Origin of the sequence: Vibrio sp. L3-7 (assembly GCF_963898195.1) — a bacterium.
Classification (GTDB): Bacteria; Pseudomonadota; Gammaproteobacteria; order Enterobacterales; family Vibrionaceae; genus Vibrio; species Vibrio echinoideorum.
Map to the genome: position 1 here is coordinate 78,991 of NZ_CAWQUW010000011.1, position 19,371 is coordinate 98,361.

20 protein-coding genes are annotated in these 19,371 nt (G+C 45.5%); 9 read left to right on the top strand and 11 right to left on the bottom strand.

The annotated features are described in order from the left end of the window. Positions 1–211 precede the first annotated feature (211 nt). The 8 genes from AACW75_RS09850 to AACW75_RS09885 all read left to right on the top strand — a co-directional run bounded on the left by AACW75_RS09850 (position 212) and on the right by AACW75_RS09885 (position 5,194). On the top strand, positions 212–451 hold the full coding sequence (locus tag AACW75_RS09850) for a hypothetical protein (RefSeq protein ID WP_145571482.1): 240 nt from the start codon (positions 212–214) through the stop codon (positions 449–451). A 16-nt stretch (positions 452–467) separates the two neighbouring features. After that, positions 468–941, top strand: coding sequence for a GrpB family protein (locus AACW75_RS09855; protein ID WP_145571484.1), 474 nt, complete (start codon positions 468–470; stop codon positions 939–941). A gap of 354 nt (positions 942–1,295) precedes the next feature. Beyond that, positions 1,296–1,799, top strand: coding sequence for an RDD family protein (locus AACW75_RS09860; RefSeq protein ID WP_145571485.1), 504 nt, complete (start codon positions 1,296–1,298; stop codon positions 1,797–1,799). A 38-nt stretch (positions 1,800–1,837) separates the two neighbouring features. Continuing rightward, the gene (locus AACW75_RS09865) at positions 1,838–3,073 is read left to right on the top strand and encodes an MFS transporter (RefSeq protein WP_081089942.1); all 1,236 of its coding nucleotides are present in this window, start codon (positions 1,838–1,840) and stop codon (positions 3,071–3,073) included. A gap of 49 nt (positions 3,074–3,122) precedes the next feature. After that, entirely contained in the window at positions 3,123–3,593 is a 471-nt protein-coding gene (locus AACW75_RS09870; protein ID WP_145571487.1) for a GNAT family N-acetyltransferase, read from the top strand. A 248-nt stretch (positions 3,594–3,841) separates the two neighbouring features. Continuing rightward, positions 3,842–4,360: a hypothetical protein gene (locus tag AACW75_RS09875; RefSeq protein ID WP_029222168.1), complete on the top strand. Its 519-nt coding sequence runs from the start codon at positions 3,842–3,844 to the stop codon at positions 4,358–4,360. Between the two features lie 36 nt (positions 4,361–4,396). Then, the gene (locus AACW75_RS09880; protein ID WP_145571489.1) at positions 4,397–4,753 is read left to right on the top strand and encodes a MerR family transcriptional regulator; all 357 of its coding nucleotides are present in this window, start codon (positions 4,397–4,399) and stop codon (positions 4,751–4,753) included. 60 nt (positions 4,754–4,813) lie between these two features. Then, positions 4,814–5,194, top strand: coding sequence for a carboxymuconolactone decarboxylase family protein (locus tag AACW75_RS09885; RefSeq protein ID WP_145571491.1), 381 nt, complete (start codon positions 4,814–4,816; stop codon positions 5,192–5,194). Positions 5,195–5,305: 111 nt separating this feature from the next. On the opposite strand, the gene AACW75_RS09890 is transcribed toward AACW75_RS09885, so the two are convergent. From AACW75_RS09890 to AACW75_RS09935, 10 genes are all read right to left on the bottom strand, one after another. Beyond that, on the bottom strand, positions 5,306–6,187 hold the full coding sequence (locus AACW75_RS09890; RefSeq protein WP_145571493.1) for an AEC family transporter: 882 nt from the start codon (positions 6,185–6,187) through the stop codon (positions 5,306–5,308). Between the two features lie 287 nt (positions 6,188–6,474). After that, positions 6,475–7,809: a guanine deaminase gene (gene guaD, locus AACW75_RS09895; protein WP_065605939.1), complete on the bottom strand. Its 1,335-nt coding sequence runs from the start codon at positions 7,807–7,809 to the stop codon at positions 6,475–6,477. A 59-nt stretch (positions 7,810–7,868) separates the two neighbouring features. Further along, positions 7,869–8,750: a xanthine dehydrogenase accessory protein XdhC gene (xdhC, locus tag AACW75_RS09900; RefSeq protein ID WP_004732871.1), complete on the bottom strand. Its 882-nt coding sequence runs from the start codon at positions 8,748–8,750 to the stop codon at positions 7,869–7,871. An 87-nt stretch (positions 8,751–8,837) separates the two neighbouring features. Continuing rightward, on the bottom strand, positions 8,838–11,243 hold the full coding sequence (gene xdhB, locus AACW75_RS09905; protein ID WP_145571495.1) for a xanthine dehydrogenase molybdopterin binding subunit: 2,406 nt from the start codon (positions 11,241–11,243) through the stop codon (positions 8,838–8,840). Further along, complete coding sequence (gene xdhA, locus AACW75_RS09910; protein ID WP_145571497.1) at positions 11,236–12,681, bottom strand: xanthine dehydrogenase small subunit; 1,446 nt, start codon at positions 12,679–12,681, stop codon at positions 11,236–11,238. The genes xdhB and xdhA overlap by 8 nt, the downstream gene beginning before the upstream one ends. Before the next feature lie 480 nt (positions 12,682–13,161). Then, on the bottom strand, positions 13,162–13,896 hold the full coding sequence (locus AACW75_RS09915; RefSeq protein ID WP_017075215.1) for a GntR family transcriptional regulator: 735 nt from the start codon (positions 13,894–13,896) through the stop codon (positions 13,162–13,164). A gap of 194 nt (positions 13,897–14,090) precedes the next feature. Next, positions 14,091–14,777, bottom strand: a complete 687-nt coding sequence (locus tag AACW75_RS09920; RefSeq protein WP_145571499.1) for a DNA-3-methyladenine glycosylase I — start codon at positions 14,775–14,777, stop codon at positions 14,091–14,093. Positions 14,778–14,934: 157 nt separating this feature from the next. Next, positions 14,935–15,450, bottom strand: coding sequence for a GNAT family N-acetyltransferase (locus AACW75_RS09925; protein WP_145571501.1), 516 nt, complete (start codon positions 15,448–15,450; stop codon positions 14,935–14,937). A 42-nt stretch (positions 15,451–15,492) separates the two neighbouring features. Next, a complete protein-coding gene (locus AACW75_RS09930) occupies positions 15,493–16,119 on the bottom strand; it encodes an HD domain-containing protein (protein WP_145571503.1) in 627 nt (208 codons plus the stop codon). 210 nt (positions 16,120–16,329) lie between these two features. Then, positions 16,330–16,989 carry an HAD family hydrolase gene (locus AACW75_RS09935; RefSeq protein ID WP_016785522.1) on the bottom strand — a complete coding sequence of 220 codons (660 nt, stop codon included), beginning with the start codon at positions 16,987–16,989 and terminating at the stop codon, positions 16,330–16,332. Positions 16,990–17,400: 411 nt separating this feature from the next. On the opposite strand from AACW75_RS09935, the gene AACW75_RS09940 reads away from it, so the two are divergent. Next, positions 17,401–18,729: an anaerobic C4-dicarboxylate transporter gene (locus AACW75_RS09940; RefSeq protein WP_145571505.1), complete on the top strand. Its 1,329-nt coding sequence runs from the start codon at positions 17,401–17,403 to the stop codon at positions 18,727–18,729. 111 nt (positions 18,730–18,840) lie between these two features. On the opposite strand, the gene AACW75_RS09945 is transcribed toward AACW75_RS09940, so the two are convergent. Further along, entirely contained in the window at positions 18,841–19,164 is a 324-nt protein-coding gene (locus AACW75_RS09945) for a DUF4144 domain-containing protein (protein ID WP_054546215.1), read from the bottom strand. Positions 19,165–19,371: the final 207 nt, after the last annotated feature.

Sequence of the window (19,371 nt, forward strand, 5' to 3'; positions counted from 1 at the left end):
GAGAACTTACTTAAGCTTGGTATCTCGCATAGGTGGCTTACAGTCTTTTAGCTATATCGTTTAGCAAGGAAGCTCTGTGAATCATTGCATGTCGATAGTAAGTACTTACGTTTAAACTGATTCATTGCGTGCGCAGTCCTGTATAAGGTTCTTGATATGAATCTCTACCCATGGCATTTTTAGTCCAAATTGACTTTAGTTAGGACAAAAAATGGAAGACTTGATAGTCGCGTATTTTAGGGCATTGAGCTCATTCTTTAGGTATATGTTTCAGTCGATATTGATTGAGTTCATTGGTTACGGAGCTGGCTGGATAGTCTGTAAAGTATTCACACTAGGGCGCTTCCCCCCATTGATTCCAACTGAAAAAGAGCGAACCAGAATCTCTTATCTCGGAGCTATTAGCATCGTGTTGCTTCTGTTAGCAATTGGTGTGTTCAATAGTTTTTGATTCGGAGTGAGGAGATATGAAATTTTACCCCGAGGAACAATACCAAGCGGCTTGCAACGAGCTGTTTATCCGATACGAACGTGACATCAAAAAGCTAATCCCTAACGCGAGAGTTGAGCACGTAGGCGCATCTTCTATTCCATCTGCCGTGTCTAAGGGCGATCTAGATATCTTCGTAGGTGTTGAGCTTGGCGTATTTGAGGATGTTATAGAGAGACTCACAACACTCGGCTTTACAGAGAAACTCGATACCTTAAGAACGCCGGAACTGTGTATGTTGGAGTCTACATTGAGGGATGATGTGGCCTTGCAAGTGGTCGCCAGTGGTTCTGAGTTCGAATGCTTTCTAAGGTTTCGTGACAAGCTACGTGCGAATCCGGCATTAGTTCAGCAATACAACACCCTCAAAATGTCTTGCGAAGGTTGGCCGCAAGAAGAGTACCGTGAAAAGAAGTCTGACTTTATCGAGCATGTGCTGGATCTGAAATAGCAACAGTGTCCCTCACCTCTAATTGTCCAATTAACAAAAGTTTTATTAATACAAAGTGTTAAGTCAAAAAACCTTACCTCTGAAGATTGACCTTCTTAAATCTCCTTCAAACCATCTTACCACGGTTTAATCGCTTAAATTTACGCAACTAAGCTCACATATATTGCATGGGGTATTAGTGGAAGTATTGGTTTGTGTTATGTTTCTCGTGATTTTATAAAGCGTGACTTATCCATTGAAAGCAAAGTGTTTTCTTTCGGATTAATTTCAAGATTTGTCTATTAGTACATCAACTTGGCGCTATCAAAAATCGATTGCTCTACGCCAATAATCAATACCACCTTAGGAAAGGACATGTCTGAAGTAATAGAAAACACCCCTGCAATTGTACTCGCGTCTCGATGGTCTCGGTTTTGGGCGTTTGTTATCGACGGCCTCATTTATGCAGCTGCTATGATTCCAGTGGTCCTATATACCGATTTGTTCGATCGAGCCGTTTCTAATGGAGTCATAGAGTTACATGAACAAATCATGATGTTTGTTTATGGCTGGGTGATATTCCTCTTGTGTAATGGCTACTTACTGCAAAAGAAGGGACAAACGATCGGTAAAAATGTAATGGAAATTGCGATTGTTGATATGGATGGCAAGCAACTAGGGCTATTCAACATAATGCTCAAACGAATTTTACCTATGAACATCTTTGTTTATATTCCTGTTATTGGTCAATATATATCGATTCTTAATTACCTGTTTGTTTTCCGTAAAAACAGACGCTGTTTGCATGACTTAATTGCAGGAACTCAGGTTGTTAGTGTTGCTGTTCCTAGAAATCTCGATTTCAGTACTATCGAATAGAAATTCATAATCAAGCACTTACATACTTTAGGAACTTCATGATTCATAAGCTTTTCTCAGCCATTTCTATTTATAGGTATTTACCGAATAATATCTATTATTTAGCACTGGCTAGAATGATTCTGGGAATGGGTAACTTTATCGTTCCATTTTTAGTCTTACTGTTAACCGATAAGTTGGGTTATTCCGCAACAGTCGCAGGTTCCCTTGCCATGGGTGTGACGGGCTCTTACCTCTTAGGGAGCTTTTTAGGTGGGAGATTAGCCGATAGGTTGGGGCATAAACGGATCATGGTGTTTGGCGAGTTTATGTGCGCTGTATTATTGATTACTTGTGGTTTCTTCGCCGATGCTCCGGTAGTTGTACCTGTGTTCTTGTTTTGTGCCTATTTCTTTGGCGGTTTAGCGTTGCCCGCGAGTAATGCTTTAGTTGCGGACCTTTCTACCCCTCAGAATCGTGATGCAGTCATGTCACTGAGTTATCTAGCCTATAACTTTGGTTCAGCTCTTGGTCCTGTTATGGCTGGGTACTTGTTCTGGAATCACACTGACTGGATATTTTTCGGCAACGGTTTTGCGGCTCTTTTTTGTGTTTTTATTGTGGCTGCATTTGTGAAGTTGCAACCTGGAACGGAATCGACCAGCGAGAGTGAACTGGAACAGCCCGTTTCTGGTTCGGTTTGGTCAGTTTTAAAATCAAGGCCACGGCTTTTGTTGTTCACTTTTCTATGTGGATTGCTGTGGTATTCGCTAAATCAAATGACTATGGCGAGTCCATTGTATTTGAGCCATGTGTTTGGAGAGCAAGGCCCAATTATTTTCGGGCAACTCATGACTTACGCTTGTGTTGTAGTGGTGCTGATTACGCCAATCTTAATGAAGTTCACGTCAGGTAAGGCTGAAACCGTAAGCCTTGCTTATGCAGGCTTTATGTTTGCCTTTGGTTATATGCTCGTCATGTTGTTTCCCAACATTCCTGTTCATTTTTTTGCTTGGCTATTTCTATCTGCGGGCGAGGTTCTTCTTTTGACAAAAGAGGGCATATATTTAGCAAACAACTCCCCTTCGAGTCATCGTGGACGCATTCAAGGCGTGCTCATTACCTTGCGAACGGTTTTCGTTATGCCTAGTTTTATCGTGATTGGCTACTTTATCGATGATTATGGGTACACTTTCACTTGGTTTAGTGTGATATTAATTTCAGTTGTTGGTGCCGTTGGTTTTTATCTTATGTCAGCTAAGGGGAAGCAATCTCCAGCGTTAGTCACCGAGTAGTTATTCGATTTACTAGCAGTAGTATCTTTTAGTCACCAGAGGTAGGCTTATGATTACAATTAGAAAAGCGGCTGAGTCTGATGCTCAGGATATTTTCGATATTCGAAGCCGTGCCATTGTCGAGAAGTGCTCGGCTTATTACTCAGAAGAACAGCTGTCAATATGGACGCATGGTGGAATGTCTGATGGATTCATAAGCGATGTAGTCCAAACCTTTCACGTTTCAGAAGTTGATGGCCGAGTGATTGGCAGCGGTAAGATCAACATCGAAACCGGTATGGTTGATGCTATTTTTGTTGACCCAGATTTTTCCGGAAAAGGCGCAGCGAAGCAGATGTTGCAGTTCTTAGAGGAACTCGCGATTCAACACAATTTGCCGTTAATGAAGTTAGAATCGACTCTGAATGCCGCTGCGTTTTATCGTGCGTGTGGCTTTATTGGTGATGAACTTTCCACTTATCACTCTCCTAGAGGTATTAGCCTCGATTGCATCCCGATGGAAAAGCCGTTAGTTGCTTAAATAAGCAGCGCCAACGCCAATTGTTGGTGCTGTTTTTACTTTCCCCTTACACTCTTTTCAAGTATCGAACCTAGTATCAAATTTCTCTTTGTTATACAGGCAAGTCTCTCATTATGAAGAACTTCTTTGATAGCGAACTCATGCTCTCTAGCTCCTTGAATTTCGTTTTGCTATCGCTTGGGCTAACGCTCCTTTTTCATCTTCCGATTTGGTGTGGGTTCAACTTGAGCCGACGAAAATGGAAGCTTATGGATTATTTATGGCCGTTCTTGGCGGGTATCGGGATGCTGGGTGCAGTGTCTGAGATTCGTGCGAAAGTAGCGGGTGACTGGGTTGAAACCGAACAAACCAGAGCGGTGGCGATTTTAGAATCGGTTCAGCAGTTTTCTTTGGATAAATTAAGAAGTGATACCTGCACCGGTCAGCCATCTTTAGATAATCACGCTCAGCACCACGAAGCATGTTTGTGGTATTTGAATACGGCGATCACGTTCAAAGATGTCGATTTCACCTTGTTACCCAACGCATCGGATTTTACGGTTCCTGCGCCGAGCGTGTCGCTGGTTGAAAGCGATGCCGTGTGGGTGGATGGTATGCTGAGTCAGTATGAGATGCAGAAAAACCAATACATAAAAACCAGAGAAGCGCAGGTGAAGCAGCCACTAGAAAGTATCTTTTGGTACGTGAGTCCTTACTTAGTGTGTTTCGCGATCGCGTTGCGTTTGACGAAAGTCACCGCAGAGCTCAAATTAGATAAGTGCGCATAGTTTGAGTTCCTATACCCAGATAGAAAAGGTGAAGTAATGAATGTGAGTGAGTTTTCTCGGTTGATGGGTTTGTCAGCCCATACGCTTCGCTACTATGAAAAAATCGGCTTGTTGAAAAATGTTCAGCGGAACAGTAGCGGTCATCGAGTCTATACATCGAAGGACGTTACCTGGATTGAGTTCGTGAAGCGCTTAAAAGACACCGCAATGCCACTGGATGAGATTCTAGAATACGCAAAGCTAAGGGAGTTAGGGCCAGAATCGACTTCGCAGCGCCAAGTGTTGCTCGAACAACATCAACAGAATTTGCGGTCCCATATCGAAGAACAACAAAAGCACATGGCAGCATTGGAAGAAAAAATCAGTTTGTATCGAGATGGAAAAGTCCGTTGACTTAGAGTCGACTCTAACTTGTAAGGTGTTCCTGTGAACTATAAATACAGGAACAGACTCATGAATCAATCACGTTTTGAAACTGGCTTAGAAAGACTGAATCACATCGACGGAGAAGCAGGGCAACAGGTTATCGACAGCCTCCAAGACATTTGCCCTGATCTTGCCAAGTATACTATCGAGTATCCCTTTGGTGACATTTATTCGCGCCCCGGTTTGGATTTGAAATCACGAGAGATCGCGACCGTGGCTGCCCTGACCGTACTCGGTAATTGTGCCCCTCAGCTTAAGGTGCATTTGAATGCGGCACTCAATGTCGGATGCAGTAAAGAAGAGATTAAAGAAGTGATACTGCAGATGTCGGTGTATTCGGGATTCCCTTCGGCATTAAATGGCATGTTCGCATTTAAAGAGGTGCTTGCGGAGAGAAACACAGCTTGAGGTAAATAGAAAATATAGTCTGAAAAGGGAGCGTCAACTCTGCTAAGTTGCGCTCCCTTTTTATTGATTGGCTGAATTTTAAAGGTCGTAAACCTGAAGGTTAGTGGTTCTTTAAGAGGACATAGACAGCGCGAACGACAGCAAGATAGGTAAAGTCACCACACTCAGGAAGTTGCCAAATAACACCATAGACGCGACCTTGGGTGGCTCGACATTGAAGCGTTCTGCAAACAGGTAGTTCATCACGGCGGGTGGCAGCATGGTGAACAGCACCATCATTTGTAGGTGCAGTGTTGGCAGCGGGATAAAGAAGTAGATGATGGTAAAGGCTATGGCTCCGGTAAACAGCGATTGAGCTGTGCACAACAAGCCGACTTTTAATCCGCTCAGTCTCAAGTTGACCATTTGCGAGCCCAACGACAATAGCATGATAGGTACGGCTGCTTGGCCGAGTAGCGACGTGGCTTCGTAGATTGGATTCCATACTGCAATGCCAGACAGGTTGAGCGTCATCGCTAATGTGGCGGCTAAGAATATCGGCATCTTAAGGATCTGCTTGATCGGATTACCGTCGCTCAATAGCGCTAAGCCAACACTAATGTGCACGCAAGCCGACACCACAAACAGCAGTACAGCAGGGGCTAATGCGCTCTCGCCAAAGGTATACGTGAACAGAGGAATCGCGAGGTTGCCACTGTTGCGAAACATGTGTGGAGGAGCCCAAGCTTTGAAGTTGAGCTTAAAGATCTTACAGATTGGTATCATCAATAAAGCAGGAACCAACACCGCCACCAAAGAGGCGGAAATCAGCGGCAGTTGTTCGGTGTCGAGAGGCATGGTGGTCAGCGAGGCAAACACTAGCGCAGGAATACAGACATCCATGTTGATGCGATTGATCGGTTTGAAATCGGGCTTGAGCCAACGACCCACCGCAAAGCCAGCACTGGCTAAAGCAAAAACGGGAAACAGAATGCTGACGACCTGTTCGAACATAGAATTCCTTTCTAGATTGAGTGCTTCCATTTAGCTGAGAAACGAATGTTTTAGAGAGACGCTAAAGTGAAGTATGAAGTCGAGATGTATAAACATTAACCTATCAATATAATGACTTGGCGTCACCGAAGATCGTTGTCTGTGAGCGGTTAATTTATATTTCTTTGAATGAAGCACAAAAAAGACCAGTGGCATCAGCAACTGGTCTTTAAAGGCTAGATAAATCTGGACGGATTTTTAATTAACGACGGCTGTCGCTGTCTAGCGATTGTTACTCGGTTTTAAATCTAGCTAACGAGCTTCTTGTAATCTTTGAAGTTCACATCGTAGGCCTTTTCGCCGTAGATGTAAGTCTCGCTAACGGTTCTGTCGTCACCCAAGCTCATCAATACAAACAGCTTCTCTTCAAGCTTGGTGGTTTGTTCCATTCTAAAGCGCATCAGCTGTGTAGCGTGTAGATCCAACACTACGAAATCCGCTTCTTTACCGACTTCCAAGTTACCAATCTTGTCTTCTAGATGCAGTGAACGTGCACCGCCTAGTGTTGCCAAGAACAGCGATTTAGCCGGGTGCAGCTTCTTATGCTGTAACTGCATGATCTTATACGCTTCACTCATGGTTTGAAGAATTGAGAAGCTGGTTCCTGCGCCTACATCAGTACCCACGCCGACACGAATACCGTGATCTTCCATCTCTGGTAATCGGAACAAACCCGAGCCTAAGAAAAGGTTAGAAGTTGGGCAGAAGGCGATGGCAGATTCAGTATCGGCAAGGCGTTTACATTCACAATCAGAAAGGTGAATACCATGAGCAAATACCGAACGTTTGTGAAGTAGTCCGTAATGGTCATAGACATCTAGGTAACTGTCGCGCTCTGGGAACAGCGATTTCACCCACTCGATCTCTTTCTCGTTTTCAGAAAGGTGAGTGTGCATGTACACGTCTGGATATTCTTCTAGCAGTTTACCGACAGTGGCAAGTTGCTCTGGTGTGCTGGTTGGCGCAAAACGAGGCGTCACAGCATAAAGTAGTCGGCTGCGGTTGTGCCATTTCTCAATCAGTTCCTTGGAATCAGCATAGCCAGATTCTGGTGTGTCGGTGAGGTAATCAGGCGCATTGCGATCCATCAAGACCTTACCCGCGATCATTCGTAGATTACGCTTCTCAGCTTCTTCAAAGAATACGTTGACGGACTCTTTGTGTACCGTGCCAAATACCAGTGCCGTGGTGGTGCCGTTGCTTGCCAATTCGTCTAGAAATAGCTTCGCCACTTTGTGTGCGTAAACTGGATTTTTGAAGCGCTTTTCTTCTGGGAAGGTGTAGTTCTCTAACCAATCAAGAAGTTGCTCACCGTAAGACGCGATCATCCCTGTTTGAGGGTAGTGGATGTGCGTATCAATAAAGCCAGAGGTGATCAGCTTGTCTTTGTATTCTTTTACTTCGAGTGTTTTAGGTTGGCGAGCTAATACCTCGTCGGCATGCCCTAGGTCGACGACATGGCCGCTCTCAACCACTAAAACACCGTCTTCAAAATAGTCGTAAGACTCATCGATACCGACATCTTTTGGGTCGGCGACGCTGTGTAAAATGCTGGCGCGATAAGCTTTGCGTTGCGTTGTCATGTTTACTTCCTTTTAATGACTTCAGCGACGTTATGGCCACTGAAGCTTTGCGACTTTTATTAGGCGATCTTCTCTTCCAATGGTGGTTCGCCTACGTCGCTTGGTTGACTGTGTTGATCGGTCAAATCCTGATTTCGATATTGTTTGGTTGGGCGCTTTTGTTCAAGTGCTTGGCCTTGATAGTGTGCGATCAGTTCACCAGCAACCGACACCGCAATTTCGGCAGGGTGTTTGCCATTCACCGCACTTATACCAATCGGGCAAAGCATGGTTTCAATTTGTTCTTGGCTATAGCCGCGTTGCTCTAAGCGGAAGTCGAACTTCTTGCGCTTAGTGAGCGATCCAATCATGCCGAAGTAACGGCTGTCTTCACGGTCGATAATCGCTTTGGTTAAATCGAAATCGAGCTGGTGGTTGTGCGTCATCACTAGGTAGTAGCTGTTCGGTGGCATGTGTTTCACTTCACCGACTGGATCGTCTGAGACAAGCTTTTTCACACCGTGTGGTAGCGTTTCAGGAAATACTTCTTCACGCTCATCAATCCAGGTCACACGGAAGGGTAGGGTTGCGACAATGTGCAGCAGCGCTTTGGCAACGTGGCCTGCGCCAAACAGCACAAGGTGGTTCTGCTGAGTGCCAATCGGTTCAAAGCTTAACGTTGCCATTCCGCCACAACATTGGCCTAAACGAGCACCTAGGTTGAAGCGTTCCACTTTGAGCGATTTTTCACTGGCAATCAGCATCTCTCGAGCCATTTTAGTGGCCACATGTTCAAGGTGACCACCACCAATCGTAGCGATGATTCGGTCACGAGTGACAAGCATTTTGGTGCCCGCGTCGCGTGGAACGGAACCTCTGTCTTCAAGAACCGTCACCATCACACACGGTTCGTAGTTCTCTTCCAGTTTTGCCAGTTCGTGAATCCAATTATCCTTAAACATACGTCCTCCTAAATCCCTTTTATGCTTCCTAAGCTATGTATAGGCGCCCTAAGCTATTTATTGCGATCTAAACGATCCACATGAGCCCTAAGCCGTTTCTGATTGAGCATCGACCGAGGTCGGAGTCGTTTCAGTCACTTCCTGAATCGCCATCAGAATACGCTCTGGCGTTGCAGGTGTGTTGAGCTTAGGAATCGCGCCATCGACGGCGACATAGCTAATGGCGTCTTTCAGTGCGCTCCACACCGACATTCCCAACATGAAAGGCGGTTCACCCACGGCTTTCGAGTTGAAGACGGTGTCTTCTGGGTTGTTACGGTTTTCTAAAAGGTGCGTTCTGAAATCAATTGGCATATCAGCAATCGCAGGGATCTTGTAACTTGCAGGGCCATTGGTCATCAAGCGGCCTTGCTGGTTCCACACCAACTCTTCCGTCGTTAACCAACCAACACCTTGCACAAAGCCACCTTCGACTTGGCCGATATCAATCGCAGGGTTCAATGAAGCGCCCACATCATGCAGAATATCGACACGCAGAATCTTGTTCTCGCCGGTTAAGGTATCGACGATAACCTCTGAACAAGAGGCACCATACGCGTAGTAGTAGAACGGACGACCGCGCGCTTTCTCGTGATCGTAATAGATCTTCGGAGTGCGGTAGAAGCCGGTGCTCGATAGCGAAATTTGGTTAAACCAAGCCAGTTCAACAAACGAGTTGAAGGTCATGATCTCGTCGCGGATCTGCACCATGCCGTTCTTAAATACCACCTCTTCAGGCCACACTTTGAAGTGCGAAGAAGCGAAGTCAATCAGGCGCTGCTTAATGGTCATTGCGGCGTTTTGCGCGGCCTTACCGTTGAGGTCGGTGCCCGATGAGGCTGCGGTTGGTGATGTGTTCGGAACTTTGTCTGTGTTTGTAGCGGTGATCTGGATACGTTCGACATCGACTTGGAACTCCTGTGCAACGATTTGTGCCACTTTGATGTTCAAGCCTTGCCCCATTTCCGTACCACCGTGATTCAAATGAATACTGCCATCGGTGTAGATATGGATGAGCGCACCTGCTTGGTTCAAGAAAGTCGCAGTAAACGAGATGCCGAATTTCACGGGCGTGATAGCAAGGCCTTTTTTCAAGATAGGGCTTTGCTTGTTGAACTCGGCAATGTCTTTACGACGTGCGTGATAGTCACTGCTGTGTTCAAGCTGTTCGGTTATCTCAGGTAAAAAGTTGTCTTCAACGGTTTGGTAGTAATGGGTCACGTTACGGCCTTCTTCGCCGTAGTAGTTCGCCTTACGTACTTCCAAAGGATCTTTTTTCAGGTAACGCGCAATCTCGTCCATGATGTGCTCAATGGTCATCATGCCTTGCGGGCCACCAAAGCCACGGTAAGCGGTGTTCGATGCGGTATTGGTTTTGCATCGATGACCAACCACAGTTGCATCACCTAGATAATAGGCGTTGTCTGAGTGGAACATCGCACGATCGACGATAGAGCTTGATAAGTCTGGAGAGTAACCACAGTTACCTGCAACGGTAATATCGGCACCTTGAATCACACCATTGTCGTCAAAACCGACCGTGTATTGATTGTAGAACGGGTGGCGTTTACCGGTTTGCTGCATGTCTTCGTTACGCAGCAGACGCATTTTGGTAGGTCGACCTGTAAGGTGGGCAATAACCGCAGCCATACACGCTGGAGAGGCCGCTTGAGTCTCTTTACCACCAAAACCACCACCCATACGACGCATATCAATCACGACTTTGTGCATCGGTACGCCAATCACTTCCGCGACCAGTTTTTGAACCTCGGTCGGGTTTTGAGTCGAGGTGTACACGATCATGCCTCCGTCTTCGGTTGGCATCACGCTACTGATTTGAGTTTCTAGGTAGAAGTGCTCTTGGCCGCCGATCTCTAGGTCACCAGAGATCACGTGTTTCGCTTTTGCCAGTGCGGCTTTTGAGTCACCACGTTGTTGAGTGTGGCTTTCTGTTACGAAGTGCTCTTTCTCTAGCGCTTCTTTCACATCAAGAATGGCGGGTAGCTCTTCGTATTCAATAATGGCTGCATGTGCGGCTTTGCGTGCCGTCTCTAAATCGTTAGCTGCCACGGCAATTACAGGTTGGCCGTAATATTCTACTTTGCCATCGGCAAGCAGTGGGTCACCCGGAAGAATCGCACCGATATCCAGTTCGCCCGGTACGTCTTTCGCTTGAATGGCAATTGCCACGCCTTCGAATTCGTAACACGGAGATAGGTCTATTTTGGTGATGTTGGCGTGTGCTTGCGTGCTCAGGCGTGCGTATACGTGCAGCTGATTGGGGAACTCAAGACGGTCGTCAATGTATACCGCTTCGCCCGTGACTTGCTTGGCTGCACTGTCGTGTTTAACGCTTTTACCTACGCCAGTTTTTAGGTCCTGTTTTGCAATGGTAACCATCTCTTCGTGGGTCATCGCATTGCTCTTGTGACCAGAGGAATTTGATTTAGACATAAGACGTTACCCTTGTTTCGATTTGGTTGTTTTTATTCTGTCGTTCAATGAAGTAGCGACGCAGCATGTTGGCCGCCGACAATGAACGGTATTTTTGGCTTGCACGGAAATCAGAGAGCGGCTCAAAGTCGTTATACAGTTCCTGCATCGCTAACTTAATATTAGCGTCTGTCCACGGTTTGCCTAATAACGTATTTTCACAACGAGTTGCACGCTTAGGCGTTGCTGCCATACCGCCGAAAGCGATACGAGCGTAAGAAACCTTGCCATCTTCGATTTGAATATCAAACGCGCCACACACCGCAGAGATGTCGTCGTCTAAACGTTTCGACACTTTGTAAGCTCGGAAGCTGTCGTTGGTTGGCTTAGGAATGATGATCTGTTCAATAAACTCACTCTCTTTCTGCGCTGTCACTTTGTAGCTGATGAAGTAATCTTCAATCGGCATCGTGCGTGACTCGTCTCCGCAGCGAAGTTTGATTTTCGCGTCCAAAGCAATCAGCAGAGGAGGGGTATCACCGATAGGTGAAGCATTCGCCACATTACCGCCAATGGTGCCTTGGTTACGCACTTGCAGTGAAGCAAAGCGGTGCAGTAGCTCACCAAAATCTGGATAGTGCTTTTTCAGTAGTGCGTAAGAATCACTGATAGGCAGGTTGGCACCAATGATTAAATCGGTGTCGGTCTCTTCGCATACCTTCATGTCTTCAACAAGGTTCACGCTGATCAGTGTTTCAATCTCACGATGGAATTGCGTCACTTCCAGTGCTAAATCCGTACCGCCAGCAACCAGCTTAGCGTTCGGGTGGGCTTGAAAAAGCTTTGCCAGCTCATCAGTGCTTTTCGGGGAAAAAGCTGTGAGGTGACCAAGACGTAAGTTGGCCTCGGTGTCTTGAATACTTTCTAGCTTCTTGATGGTGTTGCGTTCAAGCTCAGCAAATTGGTCGATTAAAGGCTGGCCTGTTGAAAGTGACATCGCTGCATCAACAATTGGTCGGTAGCCAGTACAGCGACACAGGTTACCCGCCAGTGATTCCATGACGTCTTCTTTGCTCGCATCGGGTTTGTTCTTGCCTAACGCAAACATCGACATGATGAAGCCCGGCGTGCAGTAACCACATTGGGAACCGTGAAAATCCACCACTGCTTTCTGCACTGGGTGCAAAGAACGATCTCGGTTTTGTAGATCTTCTACTGTGATCAGTTGCTTTCCATGCAGCGCTGAAACGAACGTCAGGCAAGAGTTCACCGAGCGGTATTGCAGCTGTCCATCAACCACTTCACCGAGAACTACCGTACATGCACCACAGTCACCCGACCCACAACCTTCTTTGGTACCGGTTTTATTAACCTTGGTACGAAGGTAGTTGAGCACTGTCATATTTGACGACAGATTATCTTCACGTCTTATTTCCTGATTGAGCAAAAAAGTAATCAAGAGACCTCCTTGTAAATCGACATATTTCCATGTGTATTCTTTTTGACTTCTAGGTCAATAATTATCCATCCTGACCCTGTGGTCAACTATTTATTTACAAAAATGCAACAAATAGTCTTTTGTGGAGATTGTGTACAATTTTATTTTAACTTTAGTTGCTTGTTTTATAAGGGTTTGAATTAAAGGTGAACAGTTTTATGGCGTGAATGAATTGATAAGTATGTATACAAGATAAAGACAAGGTTTATGGCACTGTTGGAAGTGATTCTGTAGAGGCTAAGAGCGTTGTTGAGGCTAGAATAGGCAGTGTTTTAGATGGATGTGAGCCGATCGTCGTCTTTATTTTTAGGGGAGAGGGCACAAAAAAGAGAAGTAAACACTAAGGCTTACTTCTCTCCAATTTTGTTAACAAAAGCTGTTAACAAAAAGCTGTTAACAAAACGTTGTTGAATGATGGTTATTAATCACATGTTGAATCTTCTATGACTTGCTCTTAAGCAGATCTGAGAACACAACATGCAGGTCGCTCGATGCGGTGCTGCTGTCTAGGTTGAGCTTCGAACGAATATGGCTTAGATGTTCTTGCATCAACTCTACGGCTTGTTGTTCGTTGCCTGACTCTATCGCATCCAGTAAGCCTGAGTGTTCGTCTAGAGAACAGTTCGAGTGGTTGCCCGTTTCGTATTGAGCGATCAGCAGTGAAGTTTGCGATACCAAGCTGCGTTGGAAAGCCAGCAGTGGTGCGTTCTCAGCCATTTCAGCCAGCTTGATGTGAAACTCGCCAGACAAACGTAGGCCAGAGCCGTAATCACCTTGGTCGAAAGCACAGTTCTCTTTCGCGACTAATTTTCTGCATTCTTCTATTTGCGCTTTGGTTGCGTTTTTCACCGCTAGCTCAGTGATAGCAATTTCCATTACTTCACGTGCTTTAAATATCTGCTTGGCTTCATCAACCGTTGGGGCTGCGATCATGGCACCTCGGTTTGGACGGATCACCACAACTTGTTCTAAAGAGAGACGCAGTAAGGCACGACGGATAATGGTGCGGCTAACGCTAAAGATTTCTGCTAGGGCTTCTTCGCTTAATTTGGTGGCTGGTGGCAGCCTTTGTTCTAGTATCGCGTCGAAGATATGGCAGTAAACAACATCGTCTTGAGTCTGGCCTGTGACTTTAGTTTTTACACCTTTGGAGACAGAGTTTTTGAGAACTGTCATAGAGATAAGGGCCCTTGTTTAGTCGGATAGGGTTAATCGAGAATAATTCATGAGTGCTACCCTACATTGTATACACTTATCTATACAATGCCACCGAGTGAAAGTGCGATGTACGCTTATTTGTTAATGACTTATAACATTTAGTTTGCGGTGAAGTGTGTGCAATCTTGAGCTTTAAATCATTTGGAGTGCGGCTAGACGCGATTATCACCGCAGCCGTACGCCACGATCTGGCTTATTTCGCTCAGGCTACGACCTGATTGTTGTTGCCATTCGTTGAAGGCTTTACCCGCTGCCAGTTGTGCTCGCTTGGTGTTACGGCCGCTATCGACAACATCTGTACTGCGCAGGTGAGCTTCAACATCCGAAGACAAGATAAAGGTGTCTTTGCCCATTTGGCGCAAGGTGTAGGCACCAGTATTACCACCTAGTCGCTTGCCGTGTTTTTTCAGGTAATCCCAAAGCTCTGTGATGCGCTCTGATGGCCAGTCGGCAACCATTTGTGAGAATGAATCGGCTTCACGCTTGGCGTTGTGAATCATGGTGGCATTGGCAGGGATGGTCATTACCTTGGTGAGGTGGCGAATAATACGCGGGTCTTGTGCTTTCTGCTCCCACATTTCATTCGGCAGCATCAGCATTTTTTCGATATTGAATTCAAAGAACACTTCTTCAAATTGTGGCCACTTCTTCCTCACCACATTCCACGAAATACCACATTGGAATACCTTTTCAGTAAAGGCTGCCAACCAACGGTCGTCTGTGATCTGTGATAGTTCAGCTTGTGAAAGAGGCGCACGGACAATCTTTTCGAGTTCTGCTGCTCCACCTTTACGGTGAGCCGCACGTTGATAAATGGTGTCGAATTTTTCTTGGGTCATTGAAGGTTCCATATTACATCTGTGTATCTTGAGTGGTCTAGCCAATGCTTAATGATATGGGGTCAAATCTGGCAATTAAAACAATTCTGTTAACTAAAGTAAGTCTGTTAATTAAAACAATCTTATTAATCAAAATCAGTCTGACAATTAGAACAGGCTAGCAGAGCTTTAATTCCATTTGATACAAGGGCCAGGTTTTGCCATTGAATTCTTTGACGCTTGGTTCTTTGTCGACCACCTGAAAGCCCGCTTTGTCGTAGCAGCGCTTTGCGCCGTAGTTTTGCTTGAATACGGCCAAGGTGATGGTGGTGACATCCGGTATTTTTTTCGCAGCTTCTAATGCACTTTCTATCATGGATTGCCCAAGCCCTTTGCCTCGTTGGTTTGGGTGAATAGCGACTCGGCAGAAACGAAGTTCGTTGTCTGACATGCGTTGAAATTCCATAAAGCCAAGCAAGTCATTACTTTTGGTGTCTAAGCTCGGTTCAGGTAATGAATGAGTTTCAGAGAAGGTATACAGCTCGACATGTGGCTCTTGTGATCGTTCGATGATCGAGGTTGCTTTTAACGGCCAACCAAATGTTCGCCCACCCCACAGCACGTAGTCTTCTAGGGATGTAAACCAAGTGACGATCTCTTCAGCGTCGGATGCTTTAAAGCGGTTTATTTCCATATCCTTCTCTCTTCCTTATCGCGTGTCTCTTTTTTTAAGCCGTTAAACTTCGGCGCCCAATTGTTCAAGAAAGCCACGCATGTAGTCGGTGCGCTTGTTGGCTTCCAATTTGGCGGATTCTGTATTCATGGTTTCAGCGAGCTTGAACAGCTTCACGTAGAAATGGTCGACGCTGTAATGCTTGTCATCCAAGTCACGATGTTCAGCGAATGGATCTTCGTGGTTATAGAGTTCAGCGTTAAAGCTTTGACCCACATATAGACAGCGTGCAATGCCAATCGCGCCGAGAGAATCAAGGCGATCCGCATCTTGGACGATCTGTGCTTCTAAGGTTTCAGGTGTGATATTGGCGCTGTAACTGTGCGTGATAATGGCATGATGGATCTCATCAAGGTAGGAGGCAGGATATTCGATAGATTTGAGGAAAGAGATAGCCTTGTCTGCTGCCATTTGTGAGCTTTTGGCTCTGTCTGGATGGTTCTTAGGAAAGGTGAAACAATCATGAAGGTAAGCAGCGGGTAGAACGACCTCAAGCTTTGCTTTCTCTTGAGTACACAAAGCCTTGGCGGTTTTGACTACGCGCTTGATGTGGCTGATGTCGTGCGCTGCGTCTTGTGTCATTTCTTGCTGTACAAAATCAAGCAGTTGGCTTTCAAATTTTTCTATCACGCGTCCCTTTCTCCATTTTTAGACGTTATCAATGTTGCTTATCGATCAGTGTCGTTTCATATCGACTGTAACAGTTTCAAGCGCGAGTTTTTATCTTTTATAAAAGAAATATCAACAAAAAAACCGACTCTGTGAGTCGGCTTAATAGAGAGGCTTGTCTACGTATTTTAGGACGAGACAGATAAAAGCATTATCAACAGAAGTGACAGCCTAAGCGGCAGCTTGTTGAAGCTGCGCTAACACATGGTGCAGGGAAGGGCTGATCGTGTGCCCAAGTGCTTTGACTTCTTCGCAAGGCTCAACCAAATCTGGGATCTGGAAGCTAATCATATTCGCTGCCATTGATGCGCGAATACCATTGTTCGAATCTTCAAACGCTAGGCAGGTTTCAGGGGCAACACCTAGGCGTTCAGCCGCTAGCAGGTAGATCTCTGGGTGAGGCTTACCATGAGTCACTTCACAGCCAGTGCTTAACGAGGTGAAATAAGAATCTAGGCCAGCCAGTTCAAGCTTCTTCTTCGCGATATCAAGCTGAGTCGAGGTTGCCACCGCGATTGGAATATCGTTCGATTTGAGCCACTCAAGAAGTTCGATAACGCCATCTTTTACTGGGATCGCTTGGTGCTTAACAATTGCACTGTAGCGAGTACGCCATTCGTTGTTCAGCGCTGGGTAATCTAACCCTTCACCGTAGCCATTTCTAAAGATCTGTTCGATGGTTTTTGCGTTACAGCCAATGATGCCTAGGTAGACATCCTGCAAAAACGGAACACCTTGCGCGTGACATGCCTCTTCAAAAACCTGCATACAAAGTCGCTCGGTGTCGAGCAGCAGTCCATCCATATCAAAAATAGCAGCTTGAAAATTCATATCCGTGGTTCTTTATGTGTTGTCATCGTGAGGGCGAGTATTTTGACATAGTGTCTAAGGATAGGCGAGTCAGTGTTCAGTAAGAATATGCCGAATTGTCTCGGTAATATGCTTCTAGATGAGGAGAAACCTGATTAACTTGCGTTGGAATAATATCGTTCAGTTATGAGTCTGATGTTTGATAGGCCATGCGGTTCTAACAGACACAATAATGGCTATCATACATAACAAATCTAGGTTGAGTGCCTAGCTTCCTATTACAATTCATAAACTTACAGACGTGTTAGCGTGACCATAATCTTATAAAAAACAATTTGCGTGAGCCTGCAATGATAGTGTGACCAAGTAATAAGTAAAAGGCTGAACTAAAGGACAAAATATAATTAGTCCATATTTTTAGCAAGGTTGCTTATGTTGTATTTTGAGTTTCTATTTTTATTAGTCGTGCTTTATATCGGGTCTCGGTATGGCGGTATTGGCTTAGGTGTTGTTTCTGGTATTGGTTTGGTTATCGAGGTGTTTGTCTTCAAGATGCCACCAACGTCTCCACCTGTCACCGTAATGCTGATCATCCTCGCTGTTGTTACCTGTGCTTCGATCCTCGAAGCGGCTGGTGGCTTGAAATACATGCTTCAAGTTGCGGAAAGGGTACTGAGAAAGAACCCGAAACGCGTCACCTTGATAGCACCGTTCGTGACTTACTCGATGACTTTCCTATTGGGTACTGGCCACGCGGTTTACTCAATCATGCCAATCATCGGCGATGTTGCGTTGAAGAATGGTATTCGTCCTGAGCGTCCAATGGCTGCGGCATCAGTGGCGTCTCAGCTAGCGATTACGGCTTCTCCAATCTCGGCTGCAGTGGTGTATTACCTCGCGCAACTTTCCGATGTCCAACACTCTATTACTCTGCTTTCCATTTTGATGGTGACGGTTCCTGCAACGCTGTTCGGCACACTTTTACTTTCTCTATATAGCTTGAAACGCGGTAAAGAACTGAACGACGATCCTGATTATCAAGCACGTCTAAAAGATCCTGAGTGGAAAAAACGCATCGAGAACACGACGGCGACGTCTTTGGATGAAGAGCTTCCAACTTCGGCTCGTAATGCCGTGTTGATTTTCCTACTTTCAATTGTCGTGATTGTTATCGTGGCGATGGTGCCAGAGATCAGAACCATCGTAGACGGCGACAAGCCAATCAAGATGTCGGTGATCATCCAAATGATGATGCTCTGTTTCGGCGGTATCATCTTGCTGGCAACCAAAACTGACCCACGTGATGTACCAAACGGCGTGGTATTCAAATCGGGTATGGTGGCAGCGATTGCTATCTTCGGTATCGCTTGGATGTCGGATACTTACTTCCAATACGCAATGCCTCAGTTCAAATCTGGCATCGTGGAAATGGTAACGAATTACCCATGGACGTTTGCACTAGCGCTATTCATTGTATCGGTTGTGGTGAACTCTCAAGCTGCGACGGCTCGTATGATGTTACCTGTTGGCCTTGGCTTAGGATTAGATCCAGCACTGCTTATCGGTTTGATGCCAGCAGTTTACGGCTACTTCTTCATCCCGAACTATCCATCAGACATCGCAACGGTTAACTTCGATGTCTCTGGCACCACCAAGATTGGTAAGTGGTACTTCAACCACTCATTCATGTCGGTGGGTTTAATCGGTGTAGTAGGTGCATGTTGTTTAGGCTACGCACTGGCACAGATTTTTATCGCTTAACCTGTTAACTAAGTAAAACGAAAAACAGCGCCTATTTGGGCGCTGTTTTTGTTTGTACTGTATTAATTCACTACTGTGCTTCGAAGTTAGGTTTCGAATTAATAAGCGATATTAACGTGGCTCAAAAGCCAAAGACTGAATCGCTTCTTCGATAGTCAGGAAGTGGATCTTCATCAGGCAGACTTCTGCTTTCTGGAACTCGTGATTTCGAATCAGTTTCGTCACGGCTTCAACCGAATATTGCAGTGTTCGTTTAGCTAGGGATAGTTGGTTTGAACTCGATTGAAGCGAGTAGCTGTCGCCTTCAGAATCGATGAGGTAATCATCTTCACCCAAGATCATGTCTGAGCATTCTGTTTGAAATTCGTGTTCGGATGCGACGTAAATAAGCTCATCGTCACCGTCGAGTTTTACCAAAGATGGCCAACTGATCATTACTGCCTCTAAATCATGCATGTTGAAGTTTGAGTATCGACTATAAACACTTTTGAAGCTTAAGTCAGGTATTAGTGATTGGCTTTGTTGCGTAATTAAATTTAGAGATAGAGCCACCCCGTTTCGCGTATTTCTTAGTCAATACGACAAGTTTCAGGCATACCTAACCCAATAAGCTTGTTCAACGCTTTTATCATCGCGTAAGTT

What these genes read in the sequence shown, in the direction of transcription:
- AACW75_RS09855 (WP_145571484.1), top strand. Translation starts at nt 468, where the DNA reads ATGAAATTTTACCCCGAGGAACAATACCAAGCGGCTTGCAACGAGCTG.
- AACW75_RS09890 (WP_145571493.1), bottom strand. Translation starts at nt 6,187, where the DNA reads ATGTTCGAACAGGTCGTCAGCATTCTGTTTCCCGTTTTTGCTTTAGCC.
- AACW75_RS09940 (WP_145571505.1), top strand. Translation starts at nt 17,401, where the DNA reads ATGTTGTATTTTGAGTTTCTATTTTTATTAGTCGTGCTTTATATCGGG.
- AACW75_RS09875 (WP_029222168.1), top strand. Translation starts at nt 3,842, where the DNA reads ATGGATTATTTATGGCCGTTCTTGGCGGGTATCGGGATGCTGGGTGCA.
- AACW75_RS09870 (WP_145571487.1), top strand. Translation starts at nt 3,123, where the DNA reads ATGATTACAATTAGAAAAGCGGCTGAGTCTGATGCTCAGGATATTTTC.
- AACW75_RS09945 (WP_054546215.1), bottom strand. Translation starts at nt 19,164, where the DNA reads ATGATCAGTTGGCCATCTTTGGTAAAACTCGACGGTGACGATGAGCTT.
- xdhC (WP_004732871.1), bottom strand. Translation starts at nt 8,750, where the DNA reads ATGTTTAAGGATAATTGGATTCACGAACTGGCAAAACTGGAAGAGAAC.
- xdhB (WP_145571495.1), bottom strand. Translation starts at nt 11,243, where the DNA reads ATGTCTAAATCAAATTCCTCTGGTCACAAGAGCAATGCGATGACCCAC.
- guaD (WP_065605939.1), bottom strand. Translation starts at nt 7,809, where the DNA reads ATGACAACGCAACGCAAAGCTTATCGCGCCAGCATTTTACACAGCGTC.
- AACW75_RS09920 (WP_145571499.1), bottom strand. Translation starts at nt 14,777, where the DNA reads ATGACCCAAGAAAAATTCGACACCATTTATCAACGTGCGGCTCACCGT.
- AACW75_RS09925 (WP_145571501.1), bottom strand. Translation starts at nt 15,450, where the DNA reads ATGGAAATAAACCGCTTTAAAGCATCCGACGCTGAAGAGATCGTCACT.
- AACW75_RS09885 (WP_145571491.1), top strand. Translation starts at nt 4,814, where the DNA reads ATGAATCAATCACGTTTTGAAACTGGCTTAGAAAGACTGAATCACATC.
- AACW75_RS09915 (WP_017075215.1), bottom strand. Translation starts at nt 13,896, where the DNA reads ATGACAGTTCTCAAAAACTCTGTCTCCAAAGGTGTAAAAACTAAAGTC.
- AACW75_RS09865 (WP_081089942.1), top strand. Translation starts at nt 1,838, where the DNA reads ATGATTCATAAGCTTTTCTCAGCCATTTCTATTTATAGGTATTTACCG.
- AACW75_RS09880 (WP_145571489.1), top strand. Translation starts at nt 4,397, where the DNA reads ATGAATGTGAGTGAGTTTTCTCGGTTGATGGGTTTGTCAGCCCATACG.
- AACW75_RS09935 (WP_016785522.1), bottom strand. Translation starts at nt 16,989, where the DNA reads ATGAATTTTCAAGCTGCTATTTTTGATATGGATGGACTGCTGCTCGAC.
- AACW75_RS09860 (WP_145571485.1), top strand. Translation starts at nt 1,296, where the DNA reads ATGTCTGAAGTAATAGAAAACACCCCTGCAATTGTACTCGCGTCTCGA.
- AACW75_RS09850 (WP_145571482.1), top strand. Translation starts at nt 212, where the DNA reads ATGGAAGACTTGATAGTCGCGTATTTTAGGGCATTGAGCTCATTCTTT.